The following is a 17,650-nucleotide window of genomic DNA, read 5'->3' on the forward strand; positions in this document are numbered from 1 at the left end:
TGCCCGTCACCTCCCGGGGTGAACGTGCGTCGGCATTACCGGTCGGCGGCGCCGGTCGCGAGGAGCCCCGCCGCGCGAAGCTCGGTCAGCAGGGCCCGCACGTCACGGTCCGCGGTGGTTGCGTCCACGTCACAGGTGTCGGTGACGGCGGCGGCGGCGTCGGCGGGGCTGCCGCCGCCGAGCAGCACGCGTAACACGAGCGCCCCGGTCGGATTGAGCGACCAGTATCGACCGCTGCGCTCGTCCAGGAGCGCGGCACCATAGTCGGTTTCGGTGTGGGCGACCGCCTGCCGCAACCTCGTCATGCTGCCCCCAGCGGATGTCCGGCCGCCCGGTCGCCGGTGAGCACCCGAAGCCATGTTTCACAGGCGAAGGTCTGGTGGAGAGATTCGTGTTCCCGCTCGGGCGCGTGTGAATACCGGCAGCACGCCCGCAGTTTCTCCGGATCCACCAGCCCGAGATCGGCGAGCCGGGAGTTCTCGCACAACGCCAGCAGCTGGTCGTGGTGGGCGTCCAGCCCCGCCGCCTCCTCCGCCGAACCCTCCGCTTTTGTGACGCGTCGCAGGGAGCGGTCCGGCACGATCCCGCGCATGGCCTCCTTGAGCAGCGGCTTGTACTCCCAGGGGGTGGTGCGTTCCTCCGGGCGAACCGCGAGGGCGGCCTCGATCACCCGATCGTCGAGGAACGGGGCGGCCGGGGTCACGGTGGTCGGCGCGGCGAGCTGGCAGAACAGCCGGGTGGCTCCCGCGGCCGTTCGGATGGACAGCAGGTCATGATGCCCGTCACGGGTCCCGGCCAGCGGTGGCGCCGCGGAGTCCACCAGCGCCTCCAGCGCCTCGCGCACCAGCGTGACGGCGTGCGGCGTCAGCCACCTGGGCAGTCGGGGGGCGTCGGCCCAGTCCAGGTCGGCGAGGCCGGGCATCGGGCGGGAGCCGGTGACCTGGGCGGCCAGCTGCGCCAGGTAGGTGTGGTAGCCGCGCGGCTGAAGCATCCACAGGCCCGCCCACAACGGCCACCGGTGCTGGATCCGGAAGCCGCGGAACCGGTCGACGGCGGCCCACGGACGCCTGCGCAGCAGCGCGGGCAGGTAGTTCGATGTTCCCTGCACGACCTCGTCACCGCCGAGGCCGGTCAGGTGGACACGTGGGCGGTAAAGGGCCACGCGGCGCAGGCCGGTGAGTATCTTCGCCCGGTCGGTGATGCCGGGGAAGGGCCTGTCCAGCGCTTCGTCAGCGGTCATGATCCCGTCGTAGACGAGGGGAAGCTCGTCGCGCGGCAGGACCTCGTGCACCATGTTCGGCAGATTGTCCGGCAGACCAGCCACGGCCAGGTCCACCCATTCCGGATCGTCATCGCCCGGATCCCGGCCGATACCGGTGTAGGCGACGAGCGTCACCGGGTTTCTCGCGGCCAGAAAGCACACCGCTGTCGAGTCGAGTCCGCCGGACAGGTCGCAGCTCACCGTGCCACCGCTGCTGCCACCGGTGCTGCTACCGCTGCCACCGACGGCACCGGCCCGGGCGGCCACCGCCTCGGTGAGGGCGCCGCGCAGCAGCGGTGCTCCCGTCTCCAGCGACAGCACCGGTTCGGGTCGGCGCCACCAGCGGACGGTGCGCGCCCGTCCGTCGCCGTCGGCCAGGAGGAAATGGTCGGGCGCGAGTACCTCCACACCGCGCCACATCGGCCGGTCGTCCAGGGGGTAGGGCGCCGACGGGTCGAGCAGGGACAGCGCGACAGCGGTGGGATCCAGCTCGCCGCGGACGCAGGCGGCCAGCACGTCGGCGCGGTCGGAGGCGATGACCTGCCCGTCCAACACCGTGTGGAACACCCGCCGCAGGCCCGAAGCGGTGCCCTGAACACGGCGGCGGCCGTCGATGTCGGCCACGACGTGGAAACTGCCGGGCAGCGACGAGATCAGGATGTCGAGCGCGGTGACCTCCCGTATCCGCGTCAGAGCGCGAGTGAGGTGGGCGGCGCTGACCGGGCAACATCCGATCAGCGCCAGTCGGGAGGTCCCGGCCTCGGCGACCACGACAGTGTCGCCGACAGCATCGTTGCCGTGGCCGTCGGAGCCGACCGCGTCGTCGGACCAGTCACCAAGCAGCCACGGCCGGCCGGAACGGTAGCGCAGCGTTCGCGGGGCGCGCTCGGCGACCGGGCTGACGGCCCCGGCCAGGTGACCGGCATCGGGCAGAGTGAGAAACCACGGTGTTCCGGGAGAGGGAAGTCCTGTCATGCGCTGTCCACCTGTTCATGCACTGTCCGCCTGTTTCTTCGCACCGGAGATCAGGATGACAGGCTGCGGCCGGGGYCACCGTCGGCAGTCGCTGTCGAGGAAAATGTCCGCTCCCCGCGTCCCCGCACGCCGCTGGTGGCAGTAAGAGTTACTCACTGCCACCGTGCACGACGGCAGGGAGCCACCGGGCTATGTGGCTTGTCCACGGGGCCGCTGAACAGCGGTCGTAGTCCGACCAGCGGGCGGGGTAGCTGCGCCCGGACAGCACGGGCGTGTTGACCCGGGCAGCAATGTTCCCTCCAGGTCGACGCCGCAGGGGCGATCAGCCGGGGTGCGGGAGCACCCGCTCGCGGGTGAACCGTTGGTGTTCAGCGGCGTTCCAGTCCGTGGTGTTCTAGTAGCCGTGACGGAATCCGCGGAACCTACGGAACCTGCGGAACTTGTGGTATCCGCCGTAGTAGTCCCGCCGATGGCCGCCGTAGTAGCCTTCGGTGACGACGGGGAAGGTGCCGACCTCCTGGAGCGCGGGCGGCTGGTACGGAGCTTTCATGGTGCCTCCTGTGGAGTCCTCTCGGATGATCGGCCCGACCATCGTTGGTCGGACGGCCTCTTCCATCCGATCTCTCCGGGCTGGCCCATTGGGAACCAACCCTTCCTCCATGTTGCGACCATGAGGTTCAGTGAAGGTTCAACCCGCGTACATCCGTAGCGAAAAAGGTGCGTTTCCGTACCGTCTGCCRCCGGTCACCGCTCGGTCTCCACACTGAGATCGGCGTCCAGTATTCGCTGGTGCAGCCTACGCAGCCCCGCTCCCGGCTCGACGCCGAGCTCCTCGGCCAGYAGGCGGTACACGGTCTGGTACGCCGACAGCGCCTCCGCCCGCCGGCCCGACTGGTGCAACGCGAGGAGGAGCTGGCCCCACAGCCGTTCCCGCAGGGGATATTCGATGGTCAGCGCACGCAGCGTGGGCAGGACGGCGTCCTGGTGGCCGCGGGAGAGACGGACGTCGATCAGATCTTCCAGGACCGCCCAGTGCTGCTCCTCCAACCGTGCCGCCTCGGCCAGGGTGATGCTCTCGGGCAGTTCGTCGAAAGGCTGTCCACGCCACAGTTCCAACGCTTTCTGAAAATACTCGACGGCAATCTCGCCGGCGCCTTCGCGCAACGCCTCCTGGCCACGGTACGCCATTTTGTCAAAAACCGAMACGTCAAGTTCACCAGGCGCCAGGTTGATGCGGTAGGCGCCTGCCCTGCTTTCTATCCTGTTATCCGTGGGAGGAGCCGGGGGGAGCGTCCGCCGCAACTGCGACACATAGGTCTTGATGTTTCCGAACGAGGATCTGGGCGGCTCGTCCTCCCAGAGGACGGCGCAGATCCGGTCGATGCTCACCCAGGTCCCGGCATTGAGGAGCAGTAGCGAGAGCAGCATGCGCGGCTTGTGCTGGTGAATATCGATCAGTGTGTCGTCAGATCCGTACACCTCCAATGGCCCCAGTACGCGGAACCGCGTTCTCTCGCCCCGGAGTCCGCGTACTTCCGTGCTCATCTGACTGGCGTATGACTCCATTCCGCGGGTACTCCCGTACCTGGCTACAGCCGGCTCGACAAAAGAAACTCACCGGATAAGGCGCATACTCCTTCCCCCGGTCGGCGACATCCGTTTCCGGGATCGCTGACCGGGGCGCTGTGCGAATGCGRCACATGCCGTGAGTACGGCCACGTGCTAGCGGTACCCTGTCTGGAGTCGCACCAATCAGGATGATCTTGAAGAAGCCGCTCAGCTGGGGACCGGCACGGGGGTCACCACAAGAAGGAGATCGCCGACCTCGACGGAAACGCCGGAGGAGTGGAGCAGTTCGGTGACGGTCCCCGCGTGCGGGCTGGTGACGGCGGCCTCCATCTTCATCGCCTCGATGGTGGCCAACCGGTCACCCTTGCGCACCTCGTCACCGACAGCGACCGTATAGGTGACCAGCCCGGGCAGCCCCGCGGGAATCTGTGCCGGGTCGCCGGGGTCGGCGCGCCGGGCCTCCTTGGACACCGTCGCGATCGAGGTGTCCCGCACCGACACCGGCCGTGGCTGGCCGTTGACCCGCAGGTACAGGGTGCGCATGCCCGCGTCGTCGGGTTCGCCGACGTCGTTGAGCTCGACGATGACCTCCACCCCGGGCTCCACGGTGATGGTCACCGGCTGTCCCGGGGTGAGGCCGTAGAAGAACTCCTCGGTGGGGACCGTGGCGGAGTTGCCGTAGGCCGCCACGGCGGCGGTGTAGTCGTTCCACGGCCCGGGGAACAGCAGCCGGGACAGCGTCTCGCGCCGCCCCGGTCCGTCCACCCGCAGGGCGGCCGCGTCATGCGGGTCCAGGTCGGTCACGGGCGCGGACGGCTGCCGGCCGGCGAGCGCGCGTTCGCGGAAGGGCTCGGCGAAGCCGGCCGGTGGCGTGCCGAGATCGCCGGCAAGGTAGCCCAGGACGCTGGCCGGCAGGTCGTAGCGTTCGGGATGCTCGCGCAGCACGGCGACGTCGATGTCACCGCCGGCGATGAACAGCGCCAGATCCCCGACGACCTTGCTGGTGGGCGTGACCTTGATGGGTTTGCCGAGCAGGTCGTTGGCCAGGGCGTAGCACTCCTGCACCTGGGACCATTTGGCGCCCAGCCCGAGGGCGATCGCCTGCTGGCGCAGGTTCGTCAGCTGACCGCCGGGGATCTCGTGCCGGTAGACGGCGCCCGTCGGCGCCCGCAGCCCGGCCTCGAACGGCGCGTAGAGGTCGCGGACCGCCTCCCAGTACGGCTCCATCGCCGACAGCGCGGCCAGGCTGATCCCGGTTGCCCGTGGGGTGTGGTCGGTAGCGGCGACGAGCGCGGACAGGTTCGGCTGGCTGGTGCCGCCCGACAGCGGCGCGGACGCGGCGTCGACGGCGTCCGCGCCGGCCTCGGCCGCCGCGATCAGGGTGGCCAGCTGGCCACCGGCGGTGTCGTGGGTGTGTACGTGCACGGGCGCGTCGAAGTTCTTCCGCAGCGCCGCCACCAGGACGCGTGCGGCGGTCGGCCGCAGCAGCCCGGCCATGTCCTTGATCGCCAGTACGTGCGCGCCGGCGGCCACGAGCTGTTCGGCCAGGCGCAGGTAGTAGTCGAGGGTGTAGATCCGCTCCGCGGGGTCCACCAGATCGCCGGTGTAACACAGAGTTCCCTCGGCGACCGCGCCTGCCTCAAGGACCGCGTCGATCGCCGGCCGCATCTGCTCGATGTCGTTCAGCGCGTCRAACACCCGGAAGATGTCGACGCCGGTCGCCGCCGCCTCGGCGACGAACGCCTGGACCACGTCGTCCGGGTAGGGGGTGTAGCCGACGGCGTTGCGTCCGCGCAGCAGCATCTGCAGGCAGATGTTGGGAACCCGTTCGCGGATGGCGGCGAGGCGTTCCCACGGGTCCTCCGCGAGGAAGCGCAGCGCCACGTCGTAGGTGGCCCCGCCCCAGCACTCAAGGCTCAGCAGGTCGGGGACGAGCCGGGAGTAGGCGGGGGCGATCGCGAGAATGTCGGTGGTGCGCAGCCTGGTCGCCAGCAGCGACTGATGGGCGTCACGCAGAGTGGTGTCGGTGACCGCGAGCCGGGTCTCGGCCCGCAGCCGCGCCGCCCACTGACGCGGGCCGACCTCGGCGAGCAGCTGCCGGGAGCCGGCCGGCGCCGCCCCGGCCGGGATGGCCGGCAGCAGGCCCAGCGGGTCGATCAGAGTGGTGGCCGGCCGCCGGTGGCCGTTGACGGTGCTGGTGGCCAGCCGGTCGAGCAGCCGGCTGGTGCGGTCGGTGCCGCCGTCCCCGAGGAACAGCCCTGGCCGGTCGTCCAGGAACGACGTGGTCACCCGGCCGGCGAGGAAGTCCTCCTCGGCGAGCAGCCGCTGCAGGAACTTCACGTTCGTGCGCACGCCGCGGACCCGGAACTCCGCCAGCGCCCGGCCGGCCCGCGCGGTGGCCTGCGCCAGATCGGCGCCGCGGGCGGTCACCTTGACCAGCAGCGAGTCGAAGTACGGGGTGATCTCCACGCCCTGGTAGATCGCCCCGTCCAGCCGGACGCCCGAGCCGCCCGGGGACTCGTATCTGGTGATCTTTCCGGTGTCCGGGCGGAACCCGTCCGCCGGGTCCTCGGTGGTCACCCGGCACTGCACCGCGGCCCCGCGGATACTGATCGACTCCTGGGACAGGCCCAGGTCGGCCAGGGTGGCGCCGCCGGCGATCCGCAGCTGTGCCACGACCAGGTCGACGCCGGTGACCTCCTCGGTGACGGTGTGCTCGACCTGGATACGCGGGTTCATCTCCATGAAGGTGTGCGACCCGTCGGCGGCGACCAGGAACTCCACCGTGCCGGCGTTCACGTAGCCGACGTGCCGGGCGAACGCCAGCGCGTCCGCGCACAGCCGGTCCCGCACGGCGGCGTCGAGCAGGGGAGCGGGCGCGACCTCGACGACCTTCTGGTGACGTCGCTGCACCGAGCAGTCMCGCTCGTAGAGGTGGACTACCTCGCCGGTGGCGTCGCCGAGGACCTGCACCTCGATGTGCCGGGGCCGGTCGAGGGCCTGCTCGAGGAAGATCGTGCCGTCCCCGAAGGCCGCCGCCGCCTCCCGGATCGCGCTCGTCACCGCGTCTTCAAGATCTTCTGGATGGTTCACCCGGCGCAGGCCACGGCCGCCGCCGCCCGCCGACGCCTTCACGAACAGCGGGAAGCCCACGGCCTCGGCGGCGGCCAGCGCGGCGGCCGGTTCGGTCACCGGCGCCGAGGCCCGCAGCACCGGCAGGCCCGCGGCCACCGCGGCCTCGCGGGCGGCCACCTTGTCCCCGGTCAGCCGCAGCACCGGCGGCGGGGGGCCGACGAAGGTGACCCCGGCCAGCTCGCACGCGTGCGCCAGCGCCTCGCTCTCGGACAGGAAGCCGTATCCCGGGTGCAGGGCGTCCGCGCCGACCCTTTTCGCCACCGCCAGCAGGGCGTCGATGTCCAGATAGCCGCGGACGGGGTGGCCGGGCTTGCCGATCTCGTAGGACTCGTCAGCCTTTGTCCGGTGCTGTGAGCCCACGTCCTCGGGCGTGTAGACAGCAACCGTGCGCAGGCCCAGCTCGTGCGCGGCACGGAAGACGCGGATGGCTATCTCACTGCGATTCGCGACCAGGACCTTATTGATCAAGGTGTCACCCTCCACGACGCGGACCAGGTCGACCCCGAAGCGGCCGCCGACTCGGCGAATTGTCGCAGCATTTTTATCCATGTGCTTCTGTTGATGTATCTGGGCGGCTGCGCGACGGCGCCACGGCACACGCCATAGCACACGCCACGGCACATCGGCCTCAGTGGCAGGCGGCCCAGCGGCCAACAACCTCAGCGGCCAGTGGGATCAGTGGGCAGCTTCGGCAGGCAATGGCAGCCGGGTGGGCGCCTGACGCGGTCCGATGTCGCGGTCCGATCGATAGCTAYTGAGAGTAATTATATGCTCGTTGGCCAGCGTGTGCCGGCACACAATGATCGTCCAGCAATCGTCCAGCAATCGTCCAGCGATCGTCCGTGGGAGGGCGTCCGTCAGTGGGCGAGCTTGGTGGCGAAGACGGCGGCCTGGGTCCGGCTTTMCAGCCCGAGTTTGGCCARCAGGCTGGAGACGTAGTTCTTCACGGTCTTCTCCGCCAGGAACAGGCGGTTGGCGATCTGCCGGTTGGTCAGCCCCTCGGCGATGAGCGCGAGGATGCGGCGTTCCTGCTCGGTCAGGGTGGCGAGCCGCTCGTCGTGGACGGGTTCCTGCCCCGCGCGGCGCAGTACCCGGGGGGTCACCGCGGAATCGAGGAGGGAACGGCCCGCCGCGACCCGCCGTACGGCGTCCACCAGAGCGGTACCGCGGGCCCGCTTGAGGACATACCCGGCGGCACCTGCCATGATCGCGGTGAACAGGGCCTCCTCGTCATCGAACGAGGTGAGGATCAGACAGGCGACAGCGGGGTTGCGGGAACGGACCTGCCGGCACACCTCGATGCCGCTGCCGTCCGGCAGGCGTGCGTCCAGCACCGCGACGTCGGGCCGGGCGGCGAGGATCGCCCGGTCCGTCCCGTCGGCATGATCGGCCTCGCCGATCACCTCGATGTCGGGCTCCTCGGAAAGAAGATCGCGCAGCCCGCGGCGAACCAGCTCATGATCGTCAAGGAGAAAGACCCGGATGGGCGTGGCACCCACCGTGACATCGGTGGGCCCGGCCGCGTTCGCAGATTCTTCTGACACGGTTTTCTCCGCCTGACCGGGTTGTCCGACTGGGCTGCCTGACCGGGGTGTCTGGCCATGTTGTCTGATTGGGCTGTCTGGCCGGCTGGCCGGGTCGTCTAGCCGGGTTGTCTGTCACCGCACGTCATATTCTGCAAACAGATTCTAGCCCGGACTGGAACGGTTCGACCCGCAGGTCCCAGGTAATCGCCGGATGCCTCCTTTGCCGCGGCCGGCGCATACTTCGACACACCCGGTGGCGGGACACCGGTACCGCCGCCGGCCGGCCGCACGGGCCGGATCCCGAATCCCGAATCCCGACCGACACGGTGCCGGTGCTGATGGTGCCGCGGGTGCCACCGCCGTTGCCGTCGCGGCCCCGCCCGGGCGGGTGCCGACGGGGGGCGGGACCAGGCTCGGCGGGATACCCGGTCGGCTTCGGGGCGCTTCGGGGCGCTGGACCGGTGCGGTGGGAGGTGAGCCGGGCGGGTACCGGTCAGAGCTGGATGTTCACGCTGCCGCCAAGGAGCAGGACCGGCCAGATGGTCACGGCCAGCACGAAGGTGGCGAGCTGGGAACCGGTGTGCACCTGGTAGTCCCTGTTGATTGCGACGACGATGCCGACGGCGAACCAGATCAGGGCGATGACGGGGACCTGTACCCGGGTACGCATGATGGTCCTTTCCCGGGCCGAGGGGCCCGCGGGAGCTCGTGAGGAGCGTGTCCGGGCGGCGGCCCGCACGACGTCGTGCCCGGCGTCCCACCCGGACGCCCCATTCCCGATCAGCGGATTGGTCGATCTTTACTCCCGGTCGGGCGTTCAAACACCTTGTGGGCGTATGTGTCGGCAATGTCTCGTGAGCACCCCGGTGCCGGAAGCAACCGCATCATCCGGGATGATGCGCTATCGGTTCCGCGTGCGGCGGTTCGCGGTCGTCACGGTTCGGTTGTCATCGGCTGTCACGCTCCGGCGGTCACGGTCCGGAGTTATCCACATATCCGGAGAGGATGTTGTAGATGGGCTTGGGTAAGGACGACGCGGAACCGGGTCCCGCGGCCGTCGAACAGGTGGTCAGGATTCTGGAGGAGTATGTGGGCGGTCTGCCCACCACCGATCCGGACGAGCCACACACCGTCGCTTTCGTGCGCACCTGGACACTGACACGCACTCTGGGCGAGGCCACCCCGTCAGCCGCCAGCGCGCCCGCGGACGGCACACCGTCAGCTGACGCACCGTCAGCCACCCCGCTGTCAGCTGGTGCCCTGGCGCCGGGTGGCGCGCCGTTGCGTGTTGGTGGCACCGTCGTGCGCCGGTACGCCGCACAGGACGACCACGCTGACCGCGCCGACGAGGTCGACGACCAGCGGACGTACGAGCAGCTCGTCGGCGCCGCGCAGGCCCTGGCCGCGCGGGGGTTCCCGTCCGAGGAGGTCTACGAGGGCTGGCGGACGGTCGCCATCGATCTACCCGCGTCGGCCGTGCCGGTTGCGGCCCCGGTCGGGAAGGATCAGGTCGGAAGCGACCCGGCCGAGAAGAAGGCGGGGAAGRAGCGGCGCCTGTGGCGGTCGACGACGGTCACCGTCTGAACATGTCAGCTGCCGGCGGGTGACCAGCCCGGGCCGGGCTGCCAGGCCCCCCGGCTTGATCGGCCCGGGCCGGGCCGGCTCGCCCGTATCTGCCTGCACGCGATGACCGCGACGGGTGGGTGGACGAGCGCGGCAGCCCGTCCACCGGCACATAGTGTGAAAACACGGCGAGAGTGTTCCGTGGACCGGCCGACTCGACCGGCCGGTTCCGGCCGCCTTCCTGGATGCGGCTGACGGGCCGGCGCCGTCGGCCCGTCAGCGTCGGCCGGTCAGGGCCAGGGCATCCGGCGGACCCACCGCTGGTCGGGCGGCTGGTATCGGGCCGGCCCCGCGGCCCGCAGTTCGCGGACGAACGGCAGGRCTGCCAACGCGCCGAAAACGAATCCGACCACGTGGGCGCCGTAGGCGACGCTGCCGCCCTCGGCGACACCCATACCGATGAAATAGATGTACTGGAGCAGGAACCAGAATCCGAGCACTATCCAGGCCGGCAGCCAGAACGGCAGGAAGAACAGGAACGTGACAAGGCCGATGACCCGCGCCCGCGGGAAGACGACCAGGTAGGCGCCGAGCACGCCGGCCACCGCTCCGGAGGCGCCGATGAGCGTCGTGGTCGAGTCCGACTCGAACAGCGCGAACCCGTAGGTTGCCACGTATCCGCATGCCAGGTAGAAGATCAGATAGAGGAAGCGTCCCATCCGGTCTTCCACGTTGTTGCCGAACACGCCGAGGAAAAGCATGTTCCCGAGCAGGTGCAGCCAGCTCCCGTGCAGGAACATCGCGGTCAGTACCGACAGGACCGGGGACTTGTTGAACGACGGCGGGGACTCCACCTCGCACAGCACCTGGCCCTGCGGGTTCACGCCCGCGGRCCGGCCGCTGGGCGCCTGAGGGGCGGGCTTGTTGTCCAGTATCTCGGTGGGGACCGCGCCCCAGTGGTCGAAGAACCGTTCCTGCTCGCAGACGCTCTGCGGAGTCGCCGTGGCGGTTCCGGCGACCGAGGTCACGATCGGCTCGAAGAGCACGAAGACGGCGACGTTGACCGCTATCAGCAGCCAGGTGACGACCGGCCGGCGGCGCAGCGGGTTGATGTCGTGAATCGGTAGGACCACGCACCCATCCTGCCCGCGCCGTCCGCGTCACCGACAACCACCCACCCGATGAGGGCTGGCCCAGCTAACACGGTGATCGTTGTGATTCTGCTGCTGTTCCAGCAGCACCAGAATCACAACGATCATGCAGTTCGAGGCTGCATGAAGTTCGAGGCTGGTCGAGTGGTCAGCGCAGGGCGTTCTTGTTGAAGGGCTCGAGGTGTTCGCCGGGGGCGAGGGGGCGGCCGCCCATGTAGCTGCCGCGCATGTGCCGGCGTACGCCACCGGGCGGATCCTCGGTGGCGCGGGCGGCGGCGTGCCACAGGTCGCTGTGGTGCAACAGCACGTCACCGCGGTCGCAGTAGACCGCCACCTCACCGGGGAGCTTGCCGAAGCCGCCGGGGACGGCGTCCCAGTCCCCGCGGTGGCTGCCGGGCACCGCCCGCAGGAAACCGTTGGCCGGCGATGTCGCGTCGATGTGGAAGGTCAGCRCCACCCCGGGCCAGATCTCCGACGTCGGCCGGGACTGGTGGTCGCTGTGCCAGCCGATCCGCGTGTAGGTCATCCCGGCGCCGGGGCGGGCGTCCTGGTAGATGACACCGTGGTCGTCCACGTCGTACAGCCAGTGGTCGTTGCCGAGGATGCGCTGGACGAGCGCGAGCAGGACGGGGTGGCGGATCGCCGCCGCGGCGACGGGGGAGAGGTGCGTGACCCCGACGACGTAGTGCACATACGGCGGATGATTGCCGTTGAAGTCGCCGCCGAGATCGTCCCCGGCCCAGGAGCGGTCGAGATCGCCGGTGCCGATCCGGCGCTGGAGGTCGGCGAGCGCGGCACCGAGCGCGGCCGTCTCCGCCTCGGTGAACAGCCCGCGGACGATCACGAAACCGTCGCGGTCGAAGTCCGCGGCCAGCCCCGCGATCRTCTCCGATGTCTCGGACGTCTCCGGCAACGTRTCGACACCGTTCGTCATACGGCCATCATGCAGTGCGGGTATGGGTCGGGGCCTCTCGCGGCGGGCGTCGGAGAGCCAGGGCCTACCGATACTGGCGGTGCTCGTCGGGACGGTGGGTGTTGCGGTTGAGCCACAGGGGCGTGAGGAGGACGACGAGGCCGGCGGCCACACCGACCTGCAGGATATGGCGTATCCAGTCGAAACCGCCGGTGTGGCGGACACCGAGCACACTGGCGATGATGTTGCCCACCAGCGCGCCGACGATGCCGACGACGATCGTGAGCCACAGCGGGATCCGCTGCGGCCCCCGGACGGCCAGTCGTGCCAACAGGCCGATCACGAGGCCGGCAAGGATGATCCAGATCAGTTGAAACATGGTGGCCTTCCCCGGTGGGAGTCGTTGTCACCAGTAACTGTCACCAGCCGTTGTCACCAACGGTGGGATTATCTCCACGCGGCTTCCTCGCAAACGCCGATGGTCCGTTGCCGCCTGTCCATACCGCGGCGGCCGGCCGCCGTGACCACCGCGGGACATGCCGTCCACCCAGCCGTCACATCCGCCGCGGATGGTCAGACGGCCAGGAGCGCGCCGAGATCGGCGGTGGGCCGTGGGCGGGACGGCGTACGCCGTATGACGTGTGATGGACGGGGCACGGTAGACATGGCGTATGGGGCATCGTCCGCGGCATCGTCCGGAGGGAGACACGTCGGCTCGGTACGCCGATGTGGGGGAGCTGCTCGCCGACGACCGGGCGCATGTCTGGCATCCGTACGCGTCGGCGACCGACCCGCTGCCGGTGTTCCCGGTGGCGTCCGCGTCCGGGGTGCGGCTGCGGCTGGCCGACGGGCGGGAGCTGATCGACGGCATGTCGTCGTGGTGGGCCGCCATCCACGGCTACGCCCACCCGGTCCTGGACGCGGCGGTGCGCGCCCAGCTCGACGACATGGCCCACGTCATGTTCGGCGGGCTGACCCACGCGCCCGCGGTGACGTTGGCCCGCACCCTGGTCGAGATCACCCCGCCGCCGCTGACCAGGGTGTTCTTCTGCGACTCCGGGTCGGTCTCCGTCGAGGTCGCGATCAAGATGGCGTTGCAGTACGCGCGGGGACGGGGGCGTCCCGGCCGGACGAAGCTGCTCACCATCCGCCGGGGGTATCACGGTGACACCTCCGGCGCCATGGCCGTGTGCGACCCGGACACCGGCATGCACCATCTGTTCACCGGTCTGCTGCCGCGTCACCTCTTCGCCGAGGCGCCGCGGCCGGGCTTTGACGAGCCCTGCGAGGACGAGCATGTCGCCGGCATCGCCCGGCTGCTCGACGAGCACCAGCACGAGATCGCCGCGGTGATCTGCGAGCCGGTGGTGCAGGGCGCCGGGGCGATGCGCTTCTACGCCCCGGGCTGGCTGGCCCGGCTGCGTGAGCTGTGCGACGCCCACGGCATCCTGCTTATCGCCGACGAGATCGCGACCGGGTTCGGACGGTCGGGGGAGCTGTTCGGCTGCGACCATGCCGGGATCAGCCCGGACATCATGTGCGTCGGCAAGGCCATGACCGGGGGATACCTGACGATGGCCGCGACCCTGTGCACGGACGAGGTGGCGGCCGGGGTGTGCGCGTCCGAGGCGGGCGTGTTCATGCACGGGCCGACGTTCATGGGCAACCCGCTCGCCGCGGCGGTGGCGAACGCCAGCATCGGCCTGCTGCTGTCCGGGCCGTGGCGGCGCCAGGTCGGCGATCTGCGGACCTGGCTGGCCGAGGGGCTCGCGCCCGCCCGCGCACTGCCCGGTGTCGCCGACGTGCGGACGCTGGGCGCGATCGGGGTGATCGAGACCCGGGAGCCGGTCGACATGCGGGTGATCCAGCCGCTGCTGGTGGAGCTGGGGGTCTGGGTGCGTCCGTTTGGCCGGCTGGTGTACGCGATGCCCCCATACGTCATGACACGCCCAGATGTCGCCGCGCTGACCGCCGCCATGGTGGAGGCGGTCGCCCGCACCACCTGATGATCTAACCGCTGACCTGCGGCAATGGGCTTGTCGGAACGGTTGTGTGCCGCGTCGGGGTCATCTCCTCGGGCATCGCCCGACGGTTTCTGACATCGGGACAACATCGAAGTGGTTGCGGTCGCCGGGCCACCGTCCGTACTCTTTGTTTCTGTTGATGACTCTGAGTAACGAGTCGGTGCACATCAAACCGAAACGAGGCGAACGGGGAGGAAGGTCGACCCGGCATGATGTCCCACATTTTGTTACCTCCTCTCCGGGGAGCGGTGAATCCGGGGAAAACCGYGCATCCCGCTGGAACAACGACGCATGACGCGGCCGCGGCGGCGGACTCCACCGCCGGCGAGACCGACGTGCGTCCGCCACCCTGCTCGCCAGTTCGTTCACCATCCCAGTCACCGTCCCAGCCGTCATCCCGGCCACCGTTGCCCCGGCCAGCTCGCTCGTCCCAGCCRCTTCAGCCGTCCCAGCCGCTGGCACCCGGACCGTCCCAGCCGTCACAGCGGCCGTCCCGGTCGCCTCGGCCGTCCCCCCCATCCCGGTCGCGGCGGCTCCGGCGACTCGTGCGGCAGTCCTGGCAGCGCGGGGGAAAGGCTGCCCGGCAGGCCGGTGAACGGCTGGCCGAACAGGTGTCACATTTTGCGCTGTGGAGCCTTCCGCCACGGCTTGTCCGCTATCTTGTCGCCGTCGACGTACTGTGTCTGGTAGTTGTCCTTGTCGGCCTGTTCGGGCTTTCCTTCAGGTTTGCCGACCTGTTCACCTTCGGGGCGTTCGTTCTGCTCGGCCGGCTGGCCATGAAAACGTCCCGGCATCTCGGTGTGCCCGGTCTTCGGAAGGACGAGCCGCACCGGGACCTGCTGTCGAACTGGACCCTGCCGGTCACGCTTCTTCTCCCACCGCTGTACGCCGCAGTCCTGCACATACCCCTGCACTGCCTTTTCCGTTCCCACGGCCAGGATGCCGCGCAGCCCCGGTACCGGCAGGTCTTCAACGCGGCGGCACTGGGCGTGTCGGGCTTCTGCGCGGCCAGCGTGCACCGGGCGCTCGCCCCGCCCCAGGGGCCGTACCGGATCGACACCCTGGTGGGTTCGTCCGGGCGTATCGGCGCGTTGGTCGTGGCGGTGTTCACCTACACAGTGCTCAACCGTGTTCTGCTGCGCGGCATGCTGTGGTGCGCGCATCCGAGATCGGCACAGCCGGCCCGCCGGYCGTTCGCCGGCGGTCGGCGGGAGATACTCGCCGTCGACGCCGCCGAGATGTGTTCCGCCATCGGGCTGGCCGTGCTGTGGACCGCGCACCCCCTGCTCATGCTCACCGCGACGCCGCCCGCCCTCCTGCTCCAGCGCAGCCTGCTACACGCCGAACTGCTCCAGGCGGCCCGCACCGACGCCAAGACCCGGCTGGCCAACCCCGCCTACTGGCGGGAGACGGCGGAGAAGGAGGTGCTGCGCATCCGGCGCTCGGGCCGTCCGATGTCCGTGCTCATCGTGGACATCGACCATTTCAAGAAGGTCAACGACCAGTTCGGCCATCTGGCCGGCGACGCCGTTCTCATGTGTGTCGCGGACGCGCTGCGCGCCGCCACCCGGCCGCGTGATCTCGTCGGCCGGTTCGGCGGCGAAGAATTCGTGATCATGCTCTGTGACACCGATCTCGACGCCGCCGCCCGGGCCGCCGACCGGATCCGCCGGCAGGTGGCCGGGATGCGCTGCCGGGCGGACAGCCACGCCGCCGGCGTGGTCTGCGTGTCCGTGACCGTCTCGGTCGGGGTGGCCACCGCGGCCGGCACGGACGTGGAACTGGCCGCCCTGCTGGAGACGGCGGACGCGGCGCTCTACCGGGCCAAGGCCGACGGCCGCAACCGCGTCCGCCTGGCGGCCGGTCTGACTTCCCACGCCTCCCACGCCCCGACGACCGCCTGACACCCCGCACCGTTCACCACGAACGCCACATCCACAGCGACACCGTATTCACAGCGGCACCGCATTCACTACAACATTCACTACGACGCCGTACTCACAACGACATCGCTCACGGGATCATTCACGGGCCGCCCGCGTCGTCTGCCGTTCCTTTCCTTCTGATGCGTTTTGACCGGTTGGTCACCGGGCGGCGGCGCTGGTGGTGTTGCGCAGCAGCAGCATCGTGGTCACCGGACCCACCCCGCCCGGGACCGGTGTGAGAGCGCCCGCCACGGACGCGACCGCGTCGGCGTCCACGTCGCCGACCAGACCGGCCTCGGTGACGTTCGTCCCCACGTCGATGACGACGGCACCCGGCCGGATGAACCCCTTGCCGATCATCTTGGGACGGCCGACGGCGGCCACCACGACATCGGCCTCGTGCACGACCGAGAGCAGGTCGGTCGTGCGGGAATGGCAGATCGTCACCGTGGCGTCCTCGGCCAGCAGCAGCAGGGACGCGGGCTTGCCGACCACCGGGCTGCGCCCGATGACCACCGCGTGGACGCCGGCGAGCTTGACGTCACCGCGGTGCAGGATCTCCAGCACCGCGGCGGCGGTGGCCGGCGCGAAGCACGGCAGGCCCAGGGCCAGCCGGCCCAGGCTCAGCGGGTTCATCCCGTCGACGTCCTTGTGCGGGGGGATGCGGCTGCCGACGTCGTCCGCGGACAGGCCCGGAGGCAGCGGGGTCTGCACCATCAGGCCGTGCACCTCGTCGTCGGCGGCCAGCCGGTCGACCGTGGCGACGAGGTCGGCGGCGTCCCCGGACAGCTCGTGGATGACGCAGCGGACCCCCACCTTCGCCGCGCCACGTTCGATCACCCTGACGTAGGACCGGGCCGCCGGGTCGGTATCCGGCAGGACCACGGCCAGTGTCGGCACCCGGCCGGCCTCGCGCAGCCGCTCCACATCGTCGACGACACCCCGGCCGATCTCCGCGGCCATGGCCCGCCCGTCCAGCAACTTCATGATCCGATCCGTTCCCCGACGGCGCGCACGATGCTGTCCGCCGTAGCCACAGAGGTCAGATGGTCGGCGAGGGCGGCCGTGGCACGCTCCCGCGCGTCCGCGTCCGTCATCACCGCCGTGTTCACACGTACGTTGATCGCGGCGCTGTCCAGCGCGGCGCGTGCGCTGGCGGCGGCCACCCCGACATCGCTGAGGACGTTGACGTTCGCGCCGTCGATGATCCTCGCGCACAGCCCCACCACGGCCGCCGCGACCGCCGCGGTGTGCAGCGGCACCTCGGCCGCGGTGACCAGCGCGGTCTGGATCGCCCGGCTGCGAGCGGCCCGTTCCTCGTCGGTGCCCTTCGGCAGTTTGTAGGCGTCGCTGACCGCGGCGAACGCGCGGGCGTCGGCGGCGGCCAGCGCCAGCGCCTCGGCGCGGGCCTTGTCGGCCTCGCTTCGGGCGGAGAGCATCGTCGCCTCGTGCTCGGCGTACCGGGGCCTGCCAATCGTGAGATTGCAGACCATGCTCACCAGCGCCGCGCCGAGGGCGGCCTGCAGCGCCGCGGCCGCGCCACCGCCCGGCGCGGGCGCGGGGGAAGCCAGCTCGGCGAGAAACCCCGCCATCGTCTTGTCGTCCACG

15 protein-coding genes are annotated in these 17,650 nt (G+C 70.1%); 3 read left to right on the forward strand and 12 right to left on the reverse strand.

Annotation, left to right across the window (positions count from 1 at the left end; translation table 11 throughout):
- Positions 1-35: 35 nt before the first annotated feature.
- The 7 genes from BL254_RS12695 to BL254_RS27035 form a co-directional block, all read right to left on the reverse strand.
- Positions 36-305: a lasso peptide biosynthesis PqqD family chaperone gene (locus BL254_RS12695; RefSeq protein WP_013873706.1), complete on the reverse strand. Its 270-nt coding sequence runs from the start codon at positions 303-305 to the stop codon at positions 36-38.
- The gene (locus tag BL254_RS12700) at positions 302-2,236 is read right to left on the reverse strand and encodes a lasso peptide isopeptide bond-forming cyclase (RefSeq protein ID WP_047224581.1); all 1,935 of its coding nucleotides are present in this window, start codon (positions 2,234-2,236) and stop codon (positions 302-304) included. Before BL254_RS12700 ends, BL254_RS12695 begins: the two co-directional genes overlap by 4 nt.
- A gap of 394 nt (positions 2,237-2,630) precedes the next feature.
- Positions 2,631-2,786 (reverse strand): lasso RiPP family leader peptide-containing protein, encoded by a 156-nt coding sequence (locus tag BL254_RS27030; protein ID WP_157180597.1) that lies wholly within the window; start codon positions 2,784-2,786, stop codon positions 2,631-2,633.
- Positions 2,787-2,980: 194 nt separating this feature from the next.
- The gene (locus tag BL254_RS12710) at positions 2,981-3,664 is read right to left on the reverse strand and encodes an AfsR/SARP family transcriptional regulator (protein ID WP_235433753.1); all 684 of its coding nucleotides are present in this window, start codon (positions 3,662-3,664) and stop codon (positions 2,981-2,983) included.
- Between the two features lie 348 nt (positions 3,665-4,012).
- The gene (locus BL254_RS12715) at positions 4,013-7,405 is read right to left on the reverse strand and encodes a pyruvate carboxylase (RefSeq protein ID WP_076843417.1); all 3,393 of its coding nucleotides are present in this window, start codon (positions 7,403-7,405) and stop codon (positions 4,013-4,015) included.
- 392 nt (positions 7,406-7,797) lie between these two features.
- Positions 7,798-8,484, reverse strand: coding sequence for a response regulator transcription factor (locus BL254_RS12720; protein ID WP_076843398.1), 687 nt, complete (start codon positions 8,482-8,484; stop codon positions 7,798-7,800).
- A gap of 475 nt (positions 8,485-8,959) precedes the next feature.
- Positions 8,960-9,136 carry a hypothetical protein gene (locus BL254_RS27035; protein WP_013873700.1) on the reverse strand — a complete coding sequence of 59 codons (177 nt, stop codon included), beginning with the start codon at positions 9,134-9,136 and terminating at the stop codon, positions 8,960-8,962.
- 344 nt (positions 9,137-9,480) lie between these two features.
- On the opposite strand from BL254_RS27035, the gene BL254_RS12725 reads away from it, so the two are divergent.
- Positions 9,481-10,050 carry a hypothetical protein gene (locus BL254_RS12725; RefSeq protein WP_076843399.1) on the forward strand — a complete coding sequence of 190 codons (570 nt, stop codon included), beginning with the start codon at positions 9,481-9,483 and terminating at the stop codon, positions 10,048-10,050.
- Between the two features lie 269 nt (positions 10,051-10,319).
- Here the strand turns inward: BL254_RS12725 and BL254_RS12730 are convergent, their stop codons facing one another.
- The 3 genes from BL254_RS12730 to BL254_RS12740 form a co-directional block, all read right to left on the reverse strand.
- The gene (locus BL254_RS12730; protein ID WP_076843400.1) at positions 10,320-11,162 is read right to left on the reverse strand and encodes a rhomboid family intramembrane serine protease; all 843 of its coding nucleotides are present in this window, start codon (positions 11,160-11,162) and stop codon (positions 10,320-10,322) included.
- A 166-nt stretch (positions 11,163-11,328) separates the two neighbouring features.
- On the reverse strand, positions 11,329-12,114 hold the full coding sequence (locus BL254_RS12735) for a phytanoyl-CoA dioxygenase family protein (protein WP_076843401.1): 786 nt from the start codon (positions 12,112-12,114) through the stop codon (positions 11,329-11,331).
- 64 nt (positions 12,115-12,178) lie between these two features.
- Positions 12,179-12,472, reverse strand: a complete 294-nt coding sequence (locus BL254_RS12740; protein WP_047224586.1) for a GlsB/YeaQ/YmgE family stress response membrane protein — start codon at positions 12,470-12,472, stop codon at positions 12,179-12,181.
- A 292-nt stretch (positions 12,473-12,764) separates the two neighbouring features.
- On the opposite strand from BL254_RS12740, the gene bioA reads away from it, so the two are divergent.
- On the forward strand, positions 12,765-14,099 hold the full coding sequence (gene bioA / locus BL254_RS12745; protein ID WP_254858061.1) for an adenosylmethionine--8-amino-7-oxononanoate transaminase: 1,335 nt from the start codon (positions 12,765-12,767) through the stop codon (positions 14,097-14,099).
- 563 nt (positions 14,100-14,662) lie between these two features.
- A complete protein-coding gene (locus BL254_RS12750) occupies positions 14,663-16,021 on the forward strand; it encodes a GGDEF domain-containing protein (RefSeq protein ID WP_254858063.1) in 1,359 nt (452 codons plus the stop codon).
- A 180-nt stretch (positions 16,022-16,201) separates the two neighbouring features.
- Here the strand turns inward: BL254_RS12750 and BL254_RS12755 are convergent, their stop codons facing one another.
- Entirely contained in the window at positions 16,202-17,029 is an 828-nt protein-coding gene (locus BL254_RS12755; protein WP_047224587.1) for a bifunctional 5,10-methylenetetrahydrofolate dehydrogenase/5,10-methenyltetrahydrofolate cyclohydrolase, read from the reverse strand.
- Positions 17,026-17,649, reverse strand: coding sequence for a cyclodeaminase/cyclohydrolase family protein (locus tag BL254_RS12760; RefSeq protein WP_047224588.1), 624 nt, complete (start codon positions 17,647-17,649; stop codon positions 17,026-17,028). The genes BL254_RS12755 and BL254_RS12760 overlap by 4 nt, the downstream gene beginning before the upstream one ends.
- Position 17,650: the final 1 nt, after the last annotated feature.

Origin of the sequence: Protofrankia sp. BMG5.30 (assembly GCF_001983005.1) — a bacterium.
GTDB classification, from domain to species: Bacteria; Actinomycetota; Actinomycetes; order Frankiales; family Frankiaceae; genus Protofrankia; species Protofrankia coriariae.